21 protein-coding genes are annotated in these 22625 nt (G+C 60.8%); 15 read left to right on the top strand and 6 right to left on the bottom strand.

Features of this window, described 5'->3' with window-relative positions:
- Nucleotides 1–32: 32 nt before the first annotated feature.
- The 3 genes from IEY47_RS06510 to purE all read right to left on the bottom strand — a co-directional run bounded on the left by IEY47_RS06510 (nt 33) and on the right by purE (nt 1981).
- Nucleotides 33–281, bottom strand: a complete 249-nt coding sequence (locus IEY47_RS06510; RefSeq protein ID WP_188982367.1) for a GlsB/YeaQ/YmgE family stress response membrane protein — start codon at nt 279–281, stop codon at nt 33–35.
- 94 nt (nt 282–375) lie between these two features.
- Nucleotides 376–1458 (bottom strand): 5-(carboxyamino)imidazole ribonucleotide synthase, encoded by a 1083-nt coding sequence (locus tag IEY47_RS06515; protein ID WP_188982368.1) that lies wholly within the window; start codon nt 1456–1458, stop codon nt 376–378.
- A 31-nt stretch (nt 1459–1489) separates the two neighbouring features.
- On the bottom strand, nt 1490–1981 hold the full coding sequence (purE, locus tag IEY47_RS06520; RefSeq protein WP_188982369.1) for a 5-(carboxyamino)imidazole ribonucleotide mutase: 492 nt from the start codon (nt 1979–1981) through the stop codon (nt 1490–1492).
- Nucleotides 1982–2309: 328 nt separating this feature from the next.
- Between purE and IEY47_RS06525 the strand changes: the two genes are divergently transcribed.
- From IEY47_RS06525 to IEY47_RS06580, 12 genes are all read left to right on the top strand, one after another.
- Nucleotides 2310–3311 carry a substrate-binding domain-containing protein gene (locus tag IEY47_RS06525; protein WP_188982370.1) on the top strand — a complete coding sequence of 334 codons (1002 nt, stop codon included), beginning with the start codon at nt 2310–2312 and terminating at the stop codon, nt 3309–3311.
- Complete coding sequence (locus IEY47_RS06530) at nt 3308–4315, top strand: ABC transporter substrate-binding protein (protein ID WP_188982371.1); 1008 nt, start codon at nt 3308–3310, stop codon at nt 4313–4315. The genes IEY47_RS06525 and IEY47_RS06530 overlap by 4 nt, the downstream gene beginning before the upstream one ends.
- Nucleotides 4316–4331: 16 nt before the next feature.
- On the top strand, nt 4332–5180 hold the full coding sequence (locus IEY47_RS06535; RefSeq protein WP_229779323.1) for an ABC transporter permease: 849 nt from the start codon (nt 4332–4334) through the stop codon (nt 5178–5180).
- Between the two features lie 19 nt (nt 5181–5199).
- Nucleotides 5200–5994 carry an ABC transporter permease gene (locus IEY47_RS06540; RefSeq protein ID WP_188982373.1) on the top strand — a complete coding sequence of 265 codons (795 nt, stop codon included), beginning with the start codon at nt 5200–5202 and terminating at the stop codon, nt 5992–5994.
- Entirely contained in the window at nt 5991–7019 is a 1029-nt protein-coding gene (locus IEY47_RS06545; RefSeq protein ID WP_188982374.1) for an ABC transporter ATP-binding protein, read from the top strand. The genes IEY47_RS06540 and IEY47_RS06545 overlap by 4 nt, the downstream gene beginning before the upstream one ends.
- 11 nt (nt 7020–7030) lie before the next feature.
- Nucleotides 7031–7858: a phosphodiesterase gene (locus tag IEY47_RS06550; protein ID WP_188982375.1), complete on the top strand. Its 828-nt coding sequence runs from the start codon at nt 7031–7033 to the stop codon at nt 7856–7858.
- Nucleotides 7859–8454: 596 nt separating this feature from the next.
- Nucleotides 8455–11247, top strand: a complete 2793-nt coding sequence (locus IEY47_RS06555) for a monovalent cation/H+ antiporter subunit A (RefSeq protein ID WP_188982376.1) — start codon at nt 8455–8457, stop codon at nt 11245–11247.
- Between the two features lies 1 nt (nt 11248).
- Nucleotides 11249–11578 (top strand): Na+/H+ antiporter subunit C, encoded by a 330-nt coding sequence (locus tag IEY47_RS06560; protein WP_188982377.1) that lies wholly within the window; start codon nt 11249–11251, stop codon nt 11576–11578.
- On the top strand, nt 11575–13077 hold the full coding sequence (locus IEY47_RS06565; protein ID WP_188982378.1) for a monovalent cation/H+ antiporter subunit D: 1503 nt from the start codon (nt 11575–11577) through the stop codon (nt 13075–13077). The genes IEY47_RS06560 and IEY47_RS06565 overlap by 4 nt, the downstream gene beginning before the upstream one ends.
- Nucleotides 13074–13574 (top strand): Na+/H+ antiporter subunit E, encoded by a 501-nt coding sequence (locus tag IEY47_RS06570; protein WP_188982379.1) that lies wholly within the window; start codon nt 13074–13076, stop codon nt 13572–13574. The genes IEY47_RS06565 and IEY47_RS06570 overlap by 4 nt, the downstream gene beginning before the upstream one ends.
- A complete protein-coding gene (locus tag IEY47_RS06575; RefSeq protein ID WP_188982380.1) occupies nt 13559–13828 on the top strand; it encodes a K+/H+ antiporter subunit F in 270 nt (89 codons plus the stop codon). The genes IEY47_RS06570 and IEY47_RS06575 overlap by 16 nt, the downstream gene beginning before the upstream one ends.
- A 13-nt stretch (nt 13829–13841) precedes the next feature.
- Complete coding sequence (locus IEY47_RS06580; RefSeq protein ID WP_188982381.1) at nt 13842–14171, top strand: Na+/H+ antiporter subunit G; 330 nt, start codon at nt 13842–13844, stop codon at nt 14169–14171.
- 22 nt (nt 14172–14193) lie between these two features.
- On the opposite strand, the gene IEY47_RS06585 is transcribed toward IEY47_RS06580, so the two are convergent.
- Complete coding sequence (locus IEY47_RS06585) at nt 14194–16701, bottom strand: ATP-binding protein (protein ID WP_188982382.1); 2508 nt, start codon at nt 16699–16701, stop codon at nt 14194–14196.
- A gap of 249 nt (nt 16702–16950) precedes the next feature.
- The gene (locus IEY47_RS06590) at nt 16951–17862 is read right to left on the bottom strand and encodes a LysR substrate-binding domain-containing protein (protein ID WP_188982383.1); all 912 of its coding nucleotides are present in this window, start codon (nt 17860–17862) and stop codon (nt 16951–16953) included.
- 169 nt (nt 17863–18031) lie between these two features.
- Here IEY47_RS06590 and IEY47_RS06595 point away from each other — a divergent pair, with 169 nt between their 5' ends.
- Complete coding sequence (locus tag IEY47_RS06595) at nt 18032–19456, top strand: aspartate ammonia-lyase (protein ID WP_188982384.1); 1425 nt, start codon at nt 18032–18034, stop codon at nt 19454–19456.
- Between the two features lie 375 nt (nt 19457–19831).
- Here IEY47_RS06595 and pdxR read toward each other — a convergent pair whose 3' ends face one another.
- The gene (gene pdxR / locus IEY47_RS06600; protein WP_229779285.1) at nt 19832–21343 is read right to left on the bottom strand and encodes a MocR-like pyridoxine biosynthesis transcription factor PdxR; all 1512 of its coding nucleotides are present in this window, start codon (nt 21341–21343) and stop codon (nt 19832–19834) included.
- A 47-nt stretch (nt 21344–21390) separates the two neighbouring features.
- On the opposite strand from pdxR, the gene IEY47_RS06605 reads away from it, so the two are divergent.
- Both IEY47_RS06605 and IEY47_RS06610 read left to right on the top strand, forming a co-directional pair.
- Nucleotides 21391–22017 carry an FMN-binding negative transcriptional regulator gene (locus IEY47_RS06605; RefSeq protein ID WP_188982385.1) on the top strand — a complete coding sequence of 209 codons (627 nt, stop codon included), beginning with the start codon at nt 21391–21393 and terminating at the stop codon, nt 22015–22017.
- A gap of 153 nt (nt 22018–22170) precedes the next feature.
- Nucleotides 22171–22623 (top strand): GNAT family N-acetyltransferase, encoded by a 453-nt coding sequence (locus IEY47_RS06610; RefSeq protein ID WP_188982386.1) that lies wholly within the window; start codon nt 22171–22173, stop codon nt 22621–22623.
- Nucleotides 22624–22625 lie beyond the last annotated feature (2 nt).

Consider the following 22625-nt stretch of genomic DNA (forward strand, 5'->3'; position numbering starts at 1 on the left):
GGAACGGGCCGCCGGGCGACGGCCCGATCGGATCAGCGACGTTTGCTGATCATACCGTAGAGCACCAACAGGATGATGGCGCCGACCACGGCCCCGATGAATCCGGCCGCTTCGCCAGCCTGATAGAAGCCGATCGCCTGCCCACCATAGGTTGCCAGTAGGGAACCACCGATACCCAGCAGAATGGTCATGATCCAGCCCATGCTGTCGTCGCCGGGCTTCAGGAAACGTGCGATCAAGCCAACGATAAAACCGATGATGATGGTGCCGATAATGCCCATGAAAAACTCCTTGAAATCGAATGAGCGGCTAACGCCGTTACACGATGGGACAGTAGGAGTCTTTCCGGGGTTCAGGCATTTGAAACGAATGATTTCAGCTCTGGATCAAGCCTTGCACCTGATCGATGAGCCCTTCCAGACTTGCCCGATCCGTGCAACGCAACGTGGCATGTCCAACCTTCCGCCCGGGCTTGAACGCTTTGCCATAGTGGTGCAAATGGCAGCCATCGAGCGCTACGACCTTGGCTGTTGATGGTACTTCGCCAATGAAATTAACCATCGCGCTCTCACCGACTTTCGCAGTCGAGCCCAAGGGAAGGCCCGCGATCGCACGCAGGTGATTTTCGAATTGGCTGCATTCCGCGCCTTCAATGGTCCAGTGACCCGAGTTGTGCACGCGGGGTGCGATTTCGTTGGCTTTCAAGCCGCCGTCGACTTCGAAGAACTCGAACGCGAGCACCCCCACGTAATCGAGTTTTTCCAGCACGCGTGCGACGTAGTCCTCGGCCTGCGCCTGCAACGGGTGATCCGTGCTGGCAACCGACAGCTGCAGGATGCCGTTCGTATGCGTGTTGTGGACCAACGGGTAAAAGCGGGTTTCCCCGTCGCGTGCGCGCACGGCGACCAGTGAAACCTCACCCGTGAACGGCACGAACCCTTCGAGAATGCACGGCACGCCGCCCAACTCGGCAAATGCACCGCTGACGTCAGCGGGCTCGCGCAGCACTTTTTGCCCCTTGCCGTCATAGCCCAGCGTGCGCGTTTTCATTACCGCTGGCAGGCCTATGCGGGCCACGGCCTCATCGAGATCAGCCTGGGACTGAATATCGGCAAACGCGGGCGTCGGAATGCCTAGCTCCTTGAACATCGACTTTTCAAACCAACGATCGCGGGCAATGCGCAGCGCGTCGGCACTTGGATAGACCGGCACGAACTGAGACAGGAAAGCCACGGTTTCCGCGGGCACGCTTTCGAACTCGAACGTCACCAGATCGACATTGTCGGCCAACTGGCGCAGGTGCTCGTTATCGTTGTAGTCAGCACGAACATGCTCGCCAAGGGCCTGGGCACAGGCATCCGCTGCGGGGTCCAGGAAGGCGAAACTCATGCCCAGTGGCGTACCCGCCAAAGCCAACATACGGCCCAACTGGCCACCACCGATTACACCGATCTTCATGACTTTACGTTCTCCAGGAATCCGTCACCCGTTAGGCGTCGCGTGGGTCCGGGTTGTCCAATACCGTCTGCGTCTGTTGCTCGCGAAAACGCTTGAGCGCCTCGTGAAATTCAGGATGGCCATGCCCAACGATGCTGGCGGCCAGCAATGCTGCGTTCACCGCACCGGCCCTGCCGATCGCGAGCGTTGCAACCGGAACGCCCGCTGGCATCTGCACGATAGAGAGTAGCGAATCCACACCAGAGAGCATCGACGATTGAACGGGCACGCCCAGTACAGGCAGATGGGTCTTCGCCGCGCACATACCTGGTAGGTGAGCCGCACCGCCTGCGCCCGCGATGATCACTTCGATGCCACGTGTATCGGCCTCTTCCGCATACTGAAACAACAGGTCCGGCGTACGGTGGGCGGAAACGACCTTCACCTCGTGTGGAATGCCGAGCTTTTCCAGCGTCTCGACCGTATGGCTCAGGGTGCTCCAGTCCGACTTGGACCCCATGATCACGCCTACCAGTGCGCTCATCGTCTTGCCTCTCGCTTCGTGCGCCAACGTGGCGCGGCATAAACCAACAAGCCACGCCGGAAGACCGAGCGTGGCTTGTGTGCGAATGCCGCCAGACTCTGCTTTAGCAGAATAGCCCAGCGGAAAAGCGGCGCAGTATACCTCAAGGCGTGTACACGGCCAGCCCCCGTAGACGTGTGCAATCAAACACCCGCTAACCCATCGCTAGCGGTGTCCGCTGAAACATTTACGAAACACCATTGAAACCAAACGGTCACCCAGACGTCGCTGGACTGACACGGATGCGCCCTAGCCTCTGCGCCATGAGATCGATCTCAGTGAGAGCACGATGGCAGGTTTGAAGCAGGTAGCGCAGCAGGCAGGTGTATCCCGGGCGACAGCCGCTCGGGCCTTTGCTACGCCCGAGTTGGTTCGGGAAAGCACGCGCTCACGCATTTTTGAAGCAGCCGATGCGCTCAACTTCCGGCCCAATCGGCTGGCCCAGCAGCTGCGCCAGCAAAGCACCCGGCTCATTGGCGTCGTGCTACCGAGCCTGCTGAACCCGGTGTTCGCGGAACAATTGCACGCCATGGAGCAAGCCGCGCGTGAACAAGGTTATGCCTTGCTCATTGCCACGACCGACTATTGCGCCAATCGCGAACGCGACATGGTGGAGGATCTGCTTCGGCAACGTGTCGATGGCCTGGTTCTGACGGTCGCCGACGCCGATGGCAGCGAGTTGCTCAAACGTCTGGCGGCGGAATCCACGCCCTTCGCATTGGCGTATCACCAACCATCGCAGCCCTATGCCTCGGTGTACGTCGACAACCATCAGGGCATGGCAACGGCGACTCGCCACCTGTTGAAAGCAGGCCATACCAAGATTGCCATGGTCACCGGCCCTGCCCTGCAGTCCGACCGTGCCCGACGCCGCGTCGATGGCTATCGGGCGGCGATGCGGGCGCATGGTCTCACGCCGCTTCCGGTCATCGAAATGCCCGCCCATACCGCCGCGTGTGCATCGGTCATGACCGAGCAATGGACCCGGCTATCGCCCACCGCCCTGCTCTGCTCGAACGACCTGCTCGCCATCAGTGTGATCGGCGTACTCCAGCGCAGCGGTTACAAGGTGCCGGACGACATTTCCGTCGTCGGCTTCGACGGCATCGCCTTGGGCGAGCAGCTCTATCCCTCGTTGTGCACCGTCGTCCAACCGATCGAGCAACTGGGTCGCACCCTCATCGCTGAAATATTGGCGCAGCTCGAAGGCGACGCCCCTAGACACCACTGCCTGGCCTGCCGCATTCGGCCCGGCGAAAGCAGCAACATCCCCCTGGAGAGTCTCGAATGAAGATCGCAACGCTAGTACGCGGAGGCCTCGCCACGCTCGCCTTGGTCGCTTCCACTGCCCACGCCGCTGAATCCGCTATTTGCTACAACTGCCCACTTGAGTGGGCCAACTGGGGCGCTCAGCTCCAGGCCATCGAGCAAGACACCGGCATTCGTGTCCCGCAGGACAACAAGAACTCCGGGCAATCGCTCGCGCAAATCGTCGCCGAGCGTAACGCGCCAGTGGCGGACGTCGTCTACTACGGCGTCTCGTTTGGTATCCAGGCGGAACAAGCCGGCGTGCTCGACACCTACAAACCGGCGCTGTGGGATCAGGTTCCCGAGGGCCTGAAGGACCCAGCCGGACAGTGGACCGCCATTCACTCCGGCACCCTCGGCCTCATGGTCAACGTCGATGCGCTGGGCGGAAAGCCCGTACCGCAAAGCTGGAACGACCTGCTGGACCCAAAATACGCCGGCATGGTCGGCTATCTCGACCCGTCCAGCGCCTTCGTCGGCTATGTCGGCGCCGTGGCCATCAACGGAGCCATGGGTGGCAGCCTCGACGACTTCACGCCAGCGCTCGACTTTTTCAAGAAGCTGGCGAAGAACGATCCCATCGTTCCTAAACAAACGGCCTACGCGCGCATGCTGTCCGGTGAGATCCCAATTCTGATCGACTATGACTTCAATGCCTACCGCGCGCGCTACGACGACAAGGCGAACGTCGCGTTCGTGATCCCACGGGAAGGCAGCATCACCGTTCCCTACACCATGAGCCTGGTCAAAGGCGCGCCGCACAAAAGCAACGGCGAGAAGGTGCTGGACTATGTTCTGTCCGACAAAGGCCAGGCGCTGTGGGCCAAGGCTTACCTGAAACCTGTGCGTGATGTCGCCCTGCCCGAAGACGTGGCCGCACGCTTCCTGCCGGACAGCGAATACGCCCGGGCGCAGACGGTGGACTACGCGAAGATGGCGTCCGCCCAGCAAGCGTTCGCGGACAAGTACCTCGCCGAGATCCGTTGAAATGAGTGACCTGGCAATGACGCTGCCGGTACGCCCGACGCCATTACGGCGTCGGGTGCCGCTGGCGATCGTCGTGACACTGGCGCCGGCCCTCATCGTACTGACCGCGTTCTGGCTGTTGCCGCTGGCGCAGCTCATCACGTTAGGAGCTGATGCCGATCGCAGCGGCACGCCTGGTTATCTTGTCGTCGTAAGTAGCCCTGCCTATATGCAGGGGTTGCTGCAGACGGTCGCGCTGGCCGCGGGCACCACGCTGGCGACCCTTGTCATTGCAGGCATCGCCGGCTGTTTCCTGGCGCGCCACGCATTCGCGGGCCGCAGCCTGCTGGTCGCCCTGATGACGTTTCCGCTGGCATTCCCAGGCGTAGTGGTGGGCTTTCTCATCATCCTGCTGGGCGGTCGGCAAGGCCTCTTCGCCAGTATCAGCACCGCCCTCACCGGTGACCGCTGGATCTTCGCCTACTCGCTGTTCGGACTCTTCCTCGGTTACCTCTACTTTTCGATACCGCGGGTCATCCTCACGGTCATGGCGGCCTGCGAGACGCTGGACCGCAGCCTGGAGGAAGCTGCTCGCTCCTTGGGTGCGAGCCATTGGGGTGTGGTTCGCGACGTCATCGTGCCGGGGCTCATGCCCGCCCTGATTTCCAGCGGCGCGATCTGTTTCGCCACGGCCATGGGCGCTTTTGGCACCGCCTTTACCCTCGGTACACGGCTATCGGTGACGCCGATCGCCATCTACGACACCTTTACCAACTTCGCAAATTTCGCCGTCGCAGCAGCACTGTCCGTTCTGCTCGGCGTGGTGACCTGGCTGGTCCTGATGCTTGCGCGTTATCTCGCCGGCCCACGGAGCCTGTCCACATGAACGCCGGAGACCAACACCCATGAAGCGCACCGGACTGTTCACCCTGCAACTCGCCTTCACCTTGCTGGTGTGCGCCTTCATGCTCGTGCCGATCGTGCTTTCCGTGATGGCTGGCCTGACCCGCAATTACTTCCAAGGCATCGAAAGCGGGCTCACCTTCGATTGGGTCATTCAGGTCTGGACAGCTTACGCGCCGACCGTATGGCTCTCGCTCCAGCTTGCCCTGGCGTGCGCCCTGTGCTGCGTCGTCATCGGCGTGCCGGCAGCGTATGCGCTGGTGCGATTGGATAACCGTCTCAGTCGTGCCGTAGAAGAGTTGCTCGTATTGCCAGTGGCGATGCCAGGTTTCGCCACCGCCCTAGCCTTGCTGTTGACCTATGGCCACTACAGCGGCTTTCGTAGCAGTGCGGGCTTCATCCTCGTCGGGCACGTGTTGTTCACCCTGCCGTTCCTTGTGCGTCCAGTGATGGCCGTCATGCAGCGCAGTCACCTTCCCGTGCTCGAAGAAGCCGCCGCAAGCCTTGGCGCGGGTCCGGCCAGGCGCTTCTTCGGCATCGTGGTGCCGAATGCCAGAGCGGGCATTCTCGCCGGCACACTGATGGTCATCACCCTCTCGCTGGGCGAATTCAACCTGACCTGGATGCTGCATACCCCGCTGACCAAAACCCTGCCTGTGGGTCTCGCCGACAGCTACGCCTCGGCGCGGTTGGAGGTGGGTTCGGCCTACACCTTGATTTTCCTGATGCTCATCGTTCCCTTGCTGGTCGCCTTGCAAGTGGTGAGCAATCGCCTGTCACGAGGAGCCCTACGATGACCGGGACCGCCATTCGCCTACGCCAATGCGCCAAGACCTTCCAGGGTGGCCAAACCGCTCTGAGCCCCATCGACCTCGACGTCCGACCGGGTGAAACCCTCGTGTTCCTCGGCCCTTCCGGGTGTGGAAAGACCACCACTCTGCGCCTTATCGCCGGCCTTGAAACCCCCGATGCGGGTGGGCGGATCCTGTTCGGTGACGATGACGTGACGGACGTGCCCATCGAAAAGCGTGGCGTCGGGATGGTGTTTCAAAGCTACGCACTCTTCTCCAACCTCGACGTCGCGGGCAACGTGGCCTACGGCTTGAAAGTGCGCGGCATGCCTAAGGCCGAACGCGCGACGCGAGTCGCGGAGATGCTCGAATTGATGCACCTGCAGGACTTTGCCGATCGCTCGATCCATGCGCTGTCCGGTGGGCAACGTCAGCGGGTTGCGCTGGCCCGTGCCTTGGCGGCCCGTCCACGCATCCTTCTACTGGACGAGCCGCTCGCAGCGCTCGACGCGCAACTGCGCGAGCAACTTCGTGTCGATATCGACCGGCTGTTGCGGACGCTTCATATCACGGCGATCTACGTGACCCACGATCAGGCCGAGGCGATGGCATTGGGCGATCGTATCGTCGTCATGGAGAACGGCCGAATCGCGCAGATCGGCACACCACAGGACATCTACCAGCGTCCGGCGAACGCCTTCGTGGCGGGTTTCATCGGCAACCTGAACCGCTTCGACGTACTGGCCCACGAACAGGGTCGCGCCAGGGTCGCCGGCGGCTGGCTGCCATGGAACGACACCTCCGCCACGGTACTGTGCTGCCGCCCGGAACATCTGGAGATCGTGCACGCAAACGGCGCGCTGCAGGGCCAAGTGCTCGGGCAGTTCTTCCAAGGTGCGCATACGCGCGTGCTGGTGGACATCGGCAATGGCCGCCAGCTTTTGGTGGATAGCCGCGACGACCGCCTCCGTCAGCGCGGCGACCTTATCGAAATGAACGTAACCGGCCCGCTGTTCGCATTGGCTGCGTAAAGGAATTACCCATGAACCGACATTTTCTCATCGCCCAGATTAGCGACCTCCACATCAAGGCCGGTGGGCGGCGATCCTACGGCGTGGTCGATACCCTTGGCGCCTTGCGCCGAGTGATCACACGCCTCAATGCGCTGGAGCCACGCCCGGACATCGTCCTCATCACCGGCGACCTGGTGGACTTCGGTACCGCGGAAGAATACGGCACGCTGCGCGAAGCACTGCTCGAACTGCTGATGCCGTTCTATCTCGTACCGGGCAATCACGACGACTGCGAACAGCTCCGGCAGGCGTTCGCGGACCACTATTACCTGCCCAAGCGCGGCCGGCTGCACTGGACGGTCGAAACCCATCCCGTGCGTTTGATTGGCCTGGATTCAACCATCGCGGGCCAACACAGCGGGCTGCTCGAGCCCGAGCAACTGGAGTGGCTACAAACACGGCTGTCCGAGAAACCCACACGGCCTACGTTGGTCATGTTGCACCATCCACCCTTCCCGTCCGGTATCGGCCACATGGACCGCCTTGGACTGGTAGGTGCCGAGGCGCTGGAGCGCGTCATCTCGCGTCACGATCAGGTGGAACGCGTGCTGTGCGGGCATCTGCATCGCCCCATCCAGAAGCGGTTCGGCGGCACGGTCGCCTGCGTGTGCCCTGGGACTTCCCACCAGGTCGTGCTGGATCTACGTGACGAGGCGCCTTCCCGCTTCACCCTGGAACCGGCGGGTTATCTCCTGCACATGTGGGACCCGACCCACGGTTTGGTGACGCACCAAGCCGTGATGGGCGAATACCCCGGTCCTTACCCATTCTTCGATGGGGACGAATTGATCGACTGAACGATGCCCTCGTAGGGCGAGAGGCCTGCGTTGCCGCAGGGAAAAGCCGCGGGTTTCACCCGCCCTACAAGTGCGCCGCTCGTTTGGCAGTTTGGCGAGACCATACACCTGAACGTTAGGCCCCGCTTCTTCCACCGAAACCCGCCGATCCCCTCCCGTAGGGCGGGTGAAACCCGCGTTGAGTCAGCAGAAAGCCGCGAATTCTACCCGCCCTGCAAACGCTGGATATCCCTGTGGGAGCGAGCCATGCTCGCGACAGGGGCGCCATCAATATCTCGAACCAACGCCACTAATCCCCGCGCGCGCCCCGCCCATGCGCAAGCCATGCCTGCCATTTCAAATGGTGATCACCCTCGCCGCCGCTATTTCCAAACATTTTGTAAGGGAGCGAGTTCGGGGGATTCGTTGTCTGTAGCTTATTATCGCGGTTAGTTATTAACAGCTGCCTCTTCCATACATTTATTCCAGCTCGATTCGGTCCCCCTTTCATCTATTCCAGATGGGCGACTCCCGAACCGAGACTCGGCCTGGAAAACGACTTAAATCATTCAACAGGCAACGACGTTTCCTGGCGACGAATACAAGGGCTTACACATATGGCACTCGCGCTGATCATCGCCTTGCCACTCCTGGGAACATTCCTCTCATTGATGACCGACCGCTTCGGGCGCTCCTGGTGTGCGTCCGCGACGGCGATCGCCCCGGCCATAGCCTTGGCGCTGCTCCTTCAGCACCTCCCTGCGGTGCTAGACGGCAATACGCTGCTGTTCCAACAGGAATGGCTTCCAGCAATCGGCCTGAACTTCAGCCTACGCCTGGACGGTTTGGGCTTCATGTTCGCCCTGATGATCCTGGGCATCGGGTTGTTGGTCATCCTCTATGCCACCTATTACCTGGGCAAAGAGGAACATGTCGGTCGGTTCTTCGCGTTCCTGTTGCTGTTCATGGGCGCGATGCTGGGCGTGGTGCTCGCCGAGAACCTGTTGCTGATGATGTTTTTCTGGGAGCTCACCAGCCTCTCATCGTTCTTGCTCATCGGCTTTTGGAGCGGCAGTTCCGATGCTCGCAAGGGCGCGCGAATGGCACTGACAGTTACAGGCGGTGGCGGCCTGGCCTTGCTCGCCGGTGTATTGTTGATCGGCCACATCGTGGGCAGCTTCGAACTTACGCAAGTGCTGGCGTCTGGCGAGCTCATCACCAACCATGCGCTGTATCCCGTGGCCTTGATCCTGGTCCTGCTCGGCGTCTTCACCAAATCCGCGCAGTTTCCCTTCCACTTCTGGCTGCCCCAGGCCATGGCTGCGCCGACACCCGTGTCGGCCTACCTGCATTCCGCAACCATGGTCAAAGCAGGCGTATTCCTGTTGGCACGCCTGTACCCCGCGATGGCGGCTTCTGATTGGTGGTTCTACATCGTGAGCCTGACGGGCCTCACCACCTTGTTGGTGGGCGCGACGCTCGCGCTGTTCCAGCATGATCTGAAGGGATTGCTGGCCTATTCCACCATCAGCCACCTTGGCCTGATCACCTTGCTCTTCGGCCTGGACACCCAGCTATCCACCGTCGCCGCGGTGTTCCATATTCTCAACCACGCCACCTTCAAAGCCTCGCTGTTCATGGCAGCGGGGATCATCGACCACGAGACGGGCAGTCGCGACATGCGTCGTATTGCCGGTTTGTGGCGCTACATGCCGCATACAGCCGTGTTAGCGATGGTCGCGGCGTCCGCCATGGGCGGCGTCCCCCTGCTGAACGGCTTCCTGAGCAAGGAGATGTTCTTCAACGAAACGCTCAACCAGGGCCTGCTCGGTAGCTTCAATTGGCTGATACCTGCCGCAGCGACCCTGGCGGGCATCTTCTCCGTCGCCTATTCGCTGCGCTTCATCCATGACGTGTTCTTCAATGGTGAGCCAGTCGATCTGCCGAAGTACCCACCCCATGAACCGCCCCGCTACATGAAGATTCCGGTCGAGGTGCTGGTGCTGCTTTGCCTGGTGGTTGGAATATTCCCGGGCTATACCGTCGGCCCCCTACTTGCCGCAGGTGCGTCGGCCACGCTGGGCGGCGAGCTGCCTTACTACAGCCTGGCAATTTGGCACGGATTCAACCTGGCGTTGATGATGAGCTTCGTAGCGCTGGCAGGCGGTGTGCTTGTCTATGCCTGCCGGGAACCGCTGTTCCGTTGGTACAACGGCATGCCGGAAGCCGATGCCAAAGCCATTTTCGAGCGTGGGAACCAGGTACTGGAGAAGGTCGCCGCAGCCGTGACACGCAGGTTGGAAACCGGCTCGTTGCAGCGGTACATCGCTCTGATGTTGCTGTCGGCGTTGGTGCTCGTGGCGGTTGCGCTCACCCCGATCAAGTCGCTACAGGGTCCCGTTCCGTTGAGCCCTATCGATGGGCTTACCGCGCTCGGACTGGGCATCCTGTGCCTGACTGCGGTGTTGACCGTGTTCTTCCACCGCAACCGACTCAAGGCGCTGATGACGTTAAGCACAGTCGGGTTGATCGTGTCCCTGCTATTCGCCCGCTACTCGGCGCCAGATCTTGCGCTCACGCAGATTTCCGTCGAGGTCGTGACCATTATCCTGCTGGTGCTGGCACTGTTCTTCATGCCTGACCGGACCCCGGCCGAATCCAGCAGCCTGCGCGGCTTACGCGATTTCACCCTGGCAGGCGGCGCGGGTATCGCCGTCGCCCTGCTGGCCTTTGCGGTCATGACCCGTCCCTACGAGCACATCGGCGAATATTTCCTCCAGAACGCCGTGTCCGGTGGTGGTGGCCATAACGTCGTCAACGTCATCCTGGTGGACTTCCGCGGGTTCGATACCCTTGGCGAAATCACCGTGCTCGCGATTGCCGGCATCGGCATCTACGCGCTGCTGCTTGGGCTGCACCTGCCGCACCCATTGACCGACCCGAAAGGCAAACCCTGGTCGACAGACAGCCATCCGATGATCCTCGATAACGTCGCCCGCGTGCTGCTGCCCCTGGCGCTGCTCATCTCGGCGTTCATATTCCTGCGTGGGCACAATTTGCCAGGCGGCGGCTTCATCGCCGGTCTGATAACCGCTATCGCCTTGATCCTGCAATACGTCGCCCACGGCGTGGAATGGACGCAACGGCGGCTTTCAGTCAGTTACCACAGTATTACCGGCGCCGGCGTGCTGATCGCAGCACTCACCGGGGTAGGCTCATTCGTCTTCGGCAATGAATTCCTGACCTCCGCGTTCGGCCACTTCCATATCCCATTGATTGGCGAGATCGAATTGGCTACTGCGCTGTTCTTCGACCTGGGTGTTTACCTTGCAGTCGTCGGCGCGACGCTGCTGATTCTGTCGAACATCGGTCACGTGAGTCAGGACGAATCGAGTAGGGAGGTCCTCTGACATGGAAATCTTATTTTCGGTCACCCTTGGCATTTTGGTCGCCAGCGGCGTTTACCTGCTGATGCGGGCGCGTATCTATCCGGTGGTGATGGGTTTGACCCTGATCTCATACGCCGTGAACCTGTTCCTGTTCGCCATGGGCCGCCTCAATACCGGCACGCCTGCCGTGATTGGCAAGAGCGCGGAATACGGCGATCCCGTTCCCCAGGCACTGGTCCTCACGGCGATCGTCATCGGTTTCGCGATGACGGCGTTCGTCGTCGTGCTGTCGCTCCGCGCACTGGGCGAGCTTCGCTCCGACCATGTGGATGGTGAGGAGCCCCGCGAATGAACCACCTGATCATCCTGCCCATCCTGTTGCCGCTGTTGGTGGGTGGGTTCTTCTTGCTGCGGCCGAAGTTGAGCTCTACGGCGACGCGGGTCGTCTCGCTAGCGGCGACCTGGGCGCTGGTCCCCTTGGCAGCGCTACTGCTAATGCGCGCCGACTCCGGCCAAATCGACGTCTATGCCCTGGGCGGCTGGGCACCACCGTTCGGCATCGTCTTGATGCTCGATCGTCTCTCCGCGCTGATGCTCGTCGTCGCAGCGGTATTGGCATCGTTCGCTGTGCTTTACGCGACGCGTGGCGATGACCGACGCGGGCCGGATTTCCATGCGCTGTTCCAATTCCAGTTGCTGGGCATCAACGGCGCGTTTCTTACTGGTGACCTCTTCAACCTGTTCGTGTTCTTCGAGATCCTGCTGATCGCATCGTACTCGCTGCTCCTGCACGGCGGTGGGGCTGACCGGGTACGCGCAGGCACCCACTACGTAGTCCTCAACCTCGTGGGTTCGTCGTTCTTCCTGATCGGTATCGGGACGCTTTACGGGTTACTCGGCACGCTGAACATGGCCGACCTTGCGACGAAAGTCGCCAGTGCCGATCCGGAGCGCGCGCCGCTGCTCGCCGCCGCGGGGTTCCTGCTGCTCGTCGTGTTTGGGCTCAAGGGTGCGATCCTGCCGCTCTACTTCTGGTTGCCACGGGCGTATGCGGCATCCAGCGCGCCGGTTGCCGCCTTGTTCGCGATCATGACCAAGGTCGGGCTCTACGCGATCATCCGCCTTTTCTTCCTGGTGTTCGGCAGCGAAGCCGGACCTCTGGCAAACCTCGTCCTGCCATGGCTTTGGCCGATAGCTGCGGTGACGCTCGCCATCGCCGTGATCGGCGCGCTGGCCGCACGTGATCTGCGGATAACGCTGGGCTATCTCGTCGTCGTCTCAGTGGGAACGTTGCTGGCTGGCGTTGCCCTCGGCACTGCCGAGGGGCTCAGCGCGGCACTGTTCTATCTCATCCACAGCACCTGGGTCGCCGGCGGCCTGTTCCTGCTGGCGGATTTGGTAGCGCGGCAGCGAGGCAAGGTCGGCTGCGAGCTGGCGTGCGGCCCCAAGCTACGCAACCCCATGCTATTGGGCGGGTTGTTTTTCGTAGGCGCGGTGTCGATCGCCGGGTTACCACCGTTTTCCGGCTTCCTTGGCAAGGTCATGCTGCTCCAGGCGACGCCAGTCGGCTATCAGGCCTTGGTCATCTGGCCAGTCGTGTTGGTTGGCGGCCTTGGTATGGTCATCGCCTTAGCGCGGGCGGGAAGCACCCTGTTCTGGCGTATGTCGTGTAGCCCGCTGGAAACCGCTGATCTGGACCGCGTGAGATTGGTGGCTACAGCGGGCTTGCTCCTTGGCAGCCCGTTGCTGGTGGTCTTCGCCGCACCCGTGCACGCGTATGTGCAGGCGACGGCTCGGCAGCTTCTCGATCTGGCGCCTTACTTCAGCATCGTCGGAGGGCAAGGCATATGACGTCACGCTGGCTACCACATCCCCTCCTTACGCTGTTTCTAACGGTTGTCTGGGTATTGCTGACCAACTCACTCAGCGTCGGCAGCTGGCTGATGGGCGCGTTTCTCGGGTGGGGCATTCCGCTTCTGTGTCAGGACTTCCTGCTGAAGACGCCGCGGCTGCGACGCCCTGCCCTTCTGTTGCGCTACATGCTGGTGGTGCTCTACGACATTGTCGCCGCCAATCTGAACGTCGCGCGCCTCGTGCTTGGGCCACCCAAAAATCTGCGTCCCGCGTTCGTCGAAGTCCCAATGGAAATCGAGGACGAATTCGTGCTGACACTGCTGGCCTGCGTCGTTTCCCTAACGCCCGGAACCGTTTCATCAGGTCTGAGCGCAGACCATAAGACCCTGCTGCTCCATGGCCTGGATGTCGACGACAGCGAACAGATGATCGCCCAGGTCAAAAACCGTTACGAAGCACCGCTGATGGAGATATTCGAATGCTCGCGTACGTAATCCCGCTGTGCATGGTAATGATGGGCATTGCCGCGGCGCTCAACGTATACCGCTTGATCAAGGGTCCGGACCTTCCGGACCGGGTACTGGCGCTCGACACCCTGTACATCAACGCTCTGGCAATCATCGTGCTGTTTGGTATCTGGCTAACGAGCGACCTGTTTTTCGAAGCCGCGCTACTGATTGCGGTCACGGGCTTCGTGAGCACCGTTGCCCTGGGCAAGCACATGCTGCACGGCGAAATCATCGACTGACGAGGGAATGACCATGTCCATTTGGCTGGAACTTATCGTTTCCGCGCTGTTGCTCATCGGTTGCACGTTCGCCCTGATCGGTGCGATTGGGCTATTTCGGCTGCAGGATTTCTTCATGCGCCTGCACGGTCCGACCAAATCCACCACGCTTGGCGTAGGGAGCATCATCGTCGCGTCGATGATCTTCTTCAGCAGCCGCGCGGAAGGGCTGAGCTTCCATGAATTGCTCATCACTTTGTTCCTGTTCATCACCGCACCGGTCAGCGCGCACATGCTGGCCCGTTCGGCGATGCAGCAGAAAGTGAAGCTTGTCGAACGAACCCGCGGTACGCCCTGGGAATGAACCGTGCGGCTGGCGTGGCGACTCAATTTGTTAGTAGAGACGCCACTGTTCGCCGCAGCTCGTCCAGCTCAACCGGCTTTCGCAGCAGCCCCTGGCAATCGAGCGTCGACAAACGCTCGAACTCGCTTTCCAGTGCGGCCGTCACCATGACGATGGGCAATGACGCCGTCTTCGGATGCGTACGAAGACGCTGAACCACATCACTGCCGCGCATGCCAGGAATGTTCAGATCCAGCAGGATCAGATCAGGCGGATTGTCGAAGACATGCTCTAGCGCATTTGCACCATCCGCGATGGCTTCCACGTCGGCGATATCCTGCAAAGCCTTGATGATAAGCATCTGGCTGGCCCGGTCGTCCTCGACATAAACCACACGTGGCTTTGCCGAAACCGGTGCCGCAATCGGTAGCGGGCGAACAGAGGCGATGCCCATATCGATGACGGTCGCCGGCAGCTCGACCCAGAATTCACTGCCACCGCCGACCGAGCTATCGACGCCGATCCTGCCTTTCATCTGCCGCACGTATTCGCGACACAATGACAAGCCGATGCCCGTCCCTGGAATGTTCGAGCTTTCCTGCCCCAAGCGCTGGAACGGTTCGAACAGCCGCTCATGCAAAGCGGGATCGATGCCTATACCGGTGTCGCGGACCCACAGTCGCGCAACCGAACCTTCGACCTGACAGCCGAGTGTCACCTGCCCACCCTTCCGGTTGTACTTGATGGCGTTGGACAACAGGTTGAGCAGTACCTGCCGCAAACGCCGGGCGTCGCCAACCACACCAATATTCGCGTCCGGCAGCTCGATATCGAGCCGTAGACCATGCCCTTCGGCATCCAGCCGCACCAGCTCACCGCACTCTTTGAACAGACCGCGCAGGGCGATCGGCGCGAGTTCGATCCGGCGGCGTTCGTTCTGCGCGCCGGACCACTCCAGGATGTCCCCGAGCAACTGATTGAGATGCCGACTGGCCGAGACGATCTCACCTAGCAGCTCCGACCTGCGCTGCCGGTTTTCACTGGTCTCCAGTTGCAACAGTTGCGCGAACCCCTGGATGGCGTTCAGCGGCGTTCGCAGCTCGTGACTGATGCTTGAAATGAACTTAGATTTGGCCAAGTTCGACGCCAGTGCATCCGCATTGGCTTTTCGCAGGCTGGCTTCGCTCTGCTGCAGTTTTTCGCCCATGCTCGCGGTGTCCTCGACCATGCGCTGCAACTCGCCGATTCGTGCCTCCGGACGTGCAGGCCTCCATTGGCCCTGCCCTATGGCGGCCATCATCTGGGATATCCCCGAAATGGGCTGCAATAGCGCGTGACTTAAGCGTCGGCTACGCCACCACATGAACAACGAGCACAACAGGTAGAAGAGCGACAAACCGGCGATGAGCAACAAGCCAATTCGCTCGTAGCGGTCGGCCATCGCATCCGTTTGGTAGAAGAGGCTTTGTTCATCGATCACGCTCAACAGATGCCAGCCGGTCGGATCCACTGTGGCCCACGCAACCAGCCGTTTGCGCCCATCCAGTTCGATAGACATCACGCCCTCGGGCGCGGCTGCGATAGCCTTGGCAAGAGGGCGCGTGGTGTCGCGCTTCGCCAGATTGAAGTCGTCGGGCTTGAACGTATCGTCACTGATCGCGCGGTGATAGGTGTGCGCCGTCAGCTCGGTCAAGCCGAAATCCGTTTCACCCGCGGCGGGCAATGCCATGACGTTGAGGGTGTCGCTGACCAACACAGCGTAGCCGTTCCACGGCAATTCAAGCCTTCCCATCTGCTTGAGCAGGCTGGCGACGGTAATGTCGATCCCGGTGACGCCTTCCAGAAAATCGTTTCGATAGACCGGGGCGACGGCAGACAACATCCAGCCACGGCCCGCTGGGTCGAGATAAACGTCGGTCCACACGACCTCGCGCGATGGGTTGTGCGCCGCATCGGCCAGGTAATAGAAGTTGTAGCGCGCGGTCATCAGATCGTGAGGATAGGTGGCTGCTGTATCCATCCAGGGATAGATCCGGTTGTAGTTGTCCCAGCCGTTGAAATAGACGCTGGTCACCATCGGATTTTGCTGATGGATCACCCGCATCATGTTATCGGCCAACGACAGCCTCGCGACCTTGGTCATGTCGTGCAGGAACAGCGGCGTGGCGTTGGAGTAAAACGAGGCGGGCCCTCCGGTATCACGCGCGCTGTAACGCACGCCGTCGGCCGTGACCACCAGAGGTTCGTCGTCCTCCGGTACGGGTCCTTTCGAATCGAGCGCCTGCGCGGTCAGGCTGCGGTACAGATCCGTAGTGTCCGCGACATGCCGGAGTTTTTCCTCCATCAACCGCGTCTGGGTGTCCGCCGCATTGCGCAGGTCGGACAGCGCCGTCTCGCGCAGATGCTCGATCTGCGCATCGCGAATAGCGTCGTTGCTCAACAGATAGATGGCAATAAAGCCGATTTCCACCAGCAGCAGCGGCACCAGCGCGCTCTGGACGAAGGCACGCCAGATCCATTGACGAACACCGGGTGGGCGGGAAGCGGACATGCTCAGTTCTCATCCATAAAGCATCAGGCCAGTCAGCCGCTCCATCGTGGTGCGACGGGTTCCCTTGGGCATTCACGTGTGACGCCGACACGCCAGTGAAGTTGGCGATGCGAGCAGAAGCGTACGTATGGACGGCGCCTCTATAAATGTAAGCGAAGCAGTCAAAACACGCGGCGCCTCGGAGGCGCAGAGCATAGGCCTTACTTGCACGTACGTCATCTGGATCATGCGGGACAAATCACCGCAGCCTCAGCTCACCACGCCGCCTAGCCCATCGTTCAATTTTCGCCATAACAAACGTATAGCTGCTTTACGAATCAACGCACACCGGTAAAGGCGGATTTCCAGCGGCAGGTGCCACTCGACGCCGCCACAGATCACCAAGTCACCGCGATCCAGTTCCGCTTGCATGGACAGACGCGGCACCCACGCCACGCCAAGCCCTTGCAGCGCCATGCTTTTCAGGCTGTCGGCCATCGCCGTTTCATAGAGCAGCGTAAAGCGCAGGCGCCGCTCACGGACGAGGTTGTTGACCGAGCGCCCCAACAACGCGCCCGCGCTGTATGCCAGGAGTGGGATACTTCCCGCGCCTTCCAGGGTATACAGCGGCTCGCCTCCCTCATCGACTGCACAAACGGGGACCATCTGCGTCATGCCCAATGGCAATGACGGGAACAGCTCCGGGTCCATTCGCTGAGCGGCTTCGGGATCGTAGTACGCCAAAATCAGATCGCAGGTGCCTTCGCGTAATGCATGCACCGCGTCACCTACGTTGCTGGCCACCAGACGGCTGGCGATATTCAGGCCTTCGCGACGCAACCGTGCGATCCACGCCGGGAAAAAGCCCAGCGCCAACGAATGCGCTGCCGCGAACTGCAGCACCTCCCCTTGCTGCCCTTCCAAATGGTGCAGATGGCGCACGACTTCATTGAGTTGCTCCACCGTACCCCGCGCAGTCGCAAGGAATAGCTGACCCGCCTCCGTCAACTCCACTGGCGTCCGCGAACGGTTTATCAGCACGAGGCCGAGCGCTTCTTCCAGCGCTTTGATCCGACGGCTAAACGCTGGCTGCGTGACGAAGCGCAGCTCGGCCGCCTTGGAAAAGCTTCGGGTCGCGGCCAATGCACTGAAGTCCTCAAGCCACTTGGTTTCAATATTCATGCTGCTGCCTGGGATTGCCGTCCATACGCTCCATCCGCCATTCAAGTCACGCGCACATTATGCCGATGCTGCATAGGCTAGCAAGGAACGGCATTGGCTTCGAATCTCAGGAACCGCCTAACATGGCGGCATACAAAGTTTCCTTCGCCCAACCGGAAGTAAAGCGATCATGTCCGCAGTTGCATTATCCCGCCTCGAAAAAGATCTGCTTGGCACCCTCGAAGTCCCGATGGACGCGTACTACGGTATCCAGACCCTGCGAGCGGTGAATAACTTTCGATTATCCGGTGTGCCACTGTCGCATTACCCCAAACTTGTGATTGCACTGGCGATGGTCAAGCAGGCAGCAGCCGATGCGAATCGCGAATTAGGTCAGCTGTCAGCAGCGCGCCATGCTGCGATCAGCGAGGCCTGTGCACGCCTGATCAAGGGTCAGCACCATGATCAGTTCGTCGTCGACATGATTCAGGGCGGCGCTGGCACCTCGACCAACATGAACGCCAATGAGGTGATCGCGAACATCGGCCTGGAAATCATGGGCCACGCGAAAGGCGAGTACGCGCACCTTCACCCGAACAACGACGTGAACATGGCGCAGTCCACCAACGATGCCTACCCGACCGCCATTCGCCTTGGCCTGTTGCTCGGTCACGATACGTTGCTCGCAAGCCTCAAAAGCCTGATCGAAGCACTCGCGGTAAAGGGAGAAGAGTTCGCTCACGTCCTAAAAATGGGCCGTACCCAGCTGCAGGACGCGGTGCCGATGACGCTGGGCTCGGAGTTCCGCGCCTTCGCCAACACGTTGAACGAAGACCACGACAAACTCACCCGCTTCGCCCCCGAATTGCTCTGCGAGGTCAACCTCGGCGGAACGGCGATCGGTACCGGCATCAACTCGGACCCGCGCTACCAGAACATCGCCGTGCAGCGCCTTGCGCAGATCAGTGGCCAGCCCTTGATACCTGCCGCGGACTTGATCGAAGCGACCTCCGATATGGGCGCCTTCGTGCTGTTCTCCGGCATGCTCAAGCGCCTGGCAGTCAAGCTCTCCAAGATCTGCAACGACCTACGCCTACTGTCCAGCGGCCCGCGCACCGGCATCAACGAGATCAACCTGCCGGCACGCCAGCCAGGCAGCTCGATCATGCCCGGCAAGGTCAACCCCGTGATCCCTGAGGCCGTCAATCAAGTGGCCTTCGAAGTCATCGGCAACGACCTGGCGCTGACCCTCGCTGCAGAAGGCGGTCAGCTGCAGCTGAACGTGATGGAGCCGCTGATCGCCTACAAGATTTTCGACTCTATCCGCCTGCTGCAACGCGCGATGGACATGCTGCGCGAACACTGCATCGTCGGCATCACCGCCAACGAAGCCCACTGCCGCGCCTTGATGGAAAACTCCATCGGCTTGATTACCGCACTGAACCCCTACATCGGCTACGAGAACAGCACGCGTATCGCCAAGACTGCTCTCGAATCCGGACGTGGCGTGCTGGAACTGGTTCGTGAAGAGCAACTGCTGGACGAAGCGACGCTCTCCGACATTCTCCGCCCGGAGAACATGATCGCGCCGCGCTTGATGCCGCTGAGCGCCTGATCTCACCAAGCAAGGCTGTGAACAGCGGCCTCGCGTTTTGGACGACTTCGGTCGTCCTTTTTTGTGGGTGTTTGCACCGTAGAAAGTGGGTGGGGCTGCTTCCGAGATCGCCCACAAGTGGGCTCCTACAAATGAAGCAAATGTATTTGCGATAGTGCGGTCAACTCGGTCTCCGTGTAGGAGCCCACTTGTGGGCGATCGCTTGAGGGGACCGGGCAAATTGCATTCCTAGGCACGCTGATCGCAGCCATGCCCGCTCCTACAAAAACGACGCCGCCCGTGTAGCAGCGGGTCGGCCGACGCTCCGGTTGCCCGCGAATGCGATGTCAGTATCACGAAGAAACTGCGCCGGACGCGGTCACGACTCTCGGTCGTTCAGCCTTTCCAAACCTCCCGCAACCGCTTCAACGCCTCTACGATCTCCATCTCAGGCACTGCTGCGAACCCTAGAACCAAACCCGCGCGCTTTTCCGGTTCGGCCTTGGACGGATCGATCCAGTAATCACTCAACCGACTCATCTCTACCCCAACGCTCTCCGCGCGCTCAAAAAGGTCCCTCTCCCGCTCGGCGTTCTCGACACGCACACAAAGGTGCAGACCCGCTTTCACGTCCGGCAAGGCGGAGCAGCCTTCGACCGATTCCGGCCAGTGTGCCTGCAACGCTTCCAGACGCGCACGCGCCGCCTTGCGCATACGCCGTACGTGGCGTTGAAAGTGGCCATCCGCGATGAATTCGGCCATTACCGCCTGCGTACCGATATCCGAGCCGCGCATATCCAACGCCCGCTGCTGGGCAAAGGCATCTGCCAATGCCGGCGGCAACACCACGTACCCCAGACGGAGCGCCGGGAAAGCGATCTTGCAAAACGTCCCAACGTAGATCACTCGCCCATGCGTATCGAGCGCCGCCAATGGTGCCAGGGGCGTGCCGCTGTAGCGGTACTCGCCATCGTAATCGTCTTCCACGATCCAGCCAGCGTTGGCCACCGCCCAATCCAGCATTTCAAGGCGGCGGGCGAGTGAGAGCGTCACACCGGTCGGATATTGATGAGAGGGTGTCACGTAGGCGAGCCGACACCCCTCCTCCGCTTTCAAACGGTCGACACGGAGACCCTCTTCATCCAGAGGAATCCCGATCAGCCATCCACCCGCAGCGCCGAATGCACGCCCAGCCGCGCGATAACCGGGATCTTCCACCGCGACCTTGTCGCCCGGCGAAAGCAACAATCGGGCGCAAAGACTGATGCCCTGCTGCGCCCCGCTGGTGATCACGATCTGTGACGCATCGCAGTGCAACCCACGACCATTTCGCAGGTAGATCGCGATCAGCTCTCGGAGCTGGCGATCACCTGCGGGATCGCCATAGCCCAACCTCGCCGGCGACGGTTTACGCCAGAAGCGCGCCTGCAGCCGCGCCCAGGTTTCGAACGGGAACAGATCGAAAGCAGGAACACCGACGCGGAACGCGCGAGGTGGTCCGGACGGAGGCAGCGGCATGCGGTTATCGATCAGGCGCGGCGCAAGTTCCTCCTGAAGTACTGCGGAAGCCTCAGCCATGGTGTTCTGACGAGGTTTGCCCACGGTACTCGCCACATAGGTGCCATCGCCCACTCGGCCCGTCACGTAACCCTCCGCATACAACTGGTCCAGCGCACGCACTACGGTATTGCGGGAAATACCCAGTTGTTCCGACAGCTCACGGCTCGCCGGCAGTCGTACGCCTGCGCCCAATCGGCCATCGAGCATGCGGTCGCGCAAATGCTCGTAGAGTTGCGTCGCCAGGCCTCGCCCAGCGTCTAGCCGTATGCCTGAAAGGTCGAACGGTAGCGGAGCATTACCAGCCTCGATTGGCACCATGATATTCACCAGAAATGGATCTTCAGTCATACCAATACCATAGTTAGGATCACGGTATCGGTTTCGAGGACATACAGATGTACGTACCTAACGCGTTCCGCCAGAACGATAGCGAAATGCTGAATCGCCAGATTCACGAAGCTCGCTTGGCCACGCTGGTAAGCAATGGGCCATCCGGTCTGATCGCCAGCCACGTTCCTCTTTTGTTCGCCGAGGACGAGGGTAAACACGGGACGCTTTACGGCCATCTCGCGCGCGGCAATCCTCACTGGAAAGCGTTGGCGGATGGAGAAGCGCTGGTGATCTTCAACGGCCCAGATGCCTACATCACACCGTCCTGGTACGCCGCCAAGGCCGAGCACGGCAAGGTCGTGCCGACCTGGAACTACATCGCGGTGCATGCCTATGGTCGTGCAGAAATCATCGAAGATGCCCCGCGCCTGCTGGATATCGTCAGCCGCCTGACCGACAAGCATGAACATTCGCGGCCTTCTCCTTGGTCCGTGAACGACGCGCCACTCGACTACATCGACGGCATGCTCAAGGCGATCGTCGGCTTTGCGCTTCCAATCGAGCGTATCGAAGGCAAGTGGAAACTTGGACAGAACCGCTCCGAGGCCGACTTCGCAGGTGTTCGGAACGGGCTGTCCCACAGCGCCGACGCTCTCGACCGTGATCTTTCAACCCATATGCCGCCTGCCTAAAAACGTGTTTACGGTCTTGCGAGCTAGCGCCATGCAAGGCGAAAACCGCCGAAGAAGCGGAGTTTACGCGTTGTAAATGAGCATTCTGAGGCTGTTTTTAACGAAGCAGGGCCGACGCGCAGCAGATCGTAAACAGGTTTTTGAGGAGCCTAAATGACCATCGAAATCCGCCCAATCACGCCCGACGACTACGAACATTGGCTGCCGCTATGGCTGGGCTATCAGGCGTTCTACCAGACCGTCATTCCCGAGGACGCCACAGGCACGACGTGGCAGCGCTTCCTCGATGAGCGCGAGCCGATGAATGCCGCCATTGCCTGGGACGGCGACCGCGCAGTCGGCATGGTGCACTGGATCTACCATCGCTCCTGCTGGACGGTAAGCGACTACTGCTATTTGCAGGATCTGTTCGTCGACAGCACGCAGCGCGGGTCGGGCATTGGTCGAGCGCTCATCGAGTTCGTCTACGCCCGTGCAGAACAGGATGGCGCTGGCCGTGTTCACTGGCTAACCCAGGAAGGCAACCTCCAGGCGCGCCAGTTGTACGACCGCATCGCTGATCGCCCCGGTTTCATCCAATACCGTCATCTATTCAAGAAGGGCTGACA

The organism is Pseudomonas matsuisoli, assembly GCF_014647635.1.
GTDB classification, from domain to species: Bacteria; Pseudomonadota; Gammaproteobacteria; order Pseudomonadales; family Pseudomonadaceae; genus Pseudomonas_P; species Pseudomonas_P matsuisoli.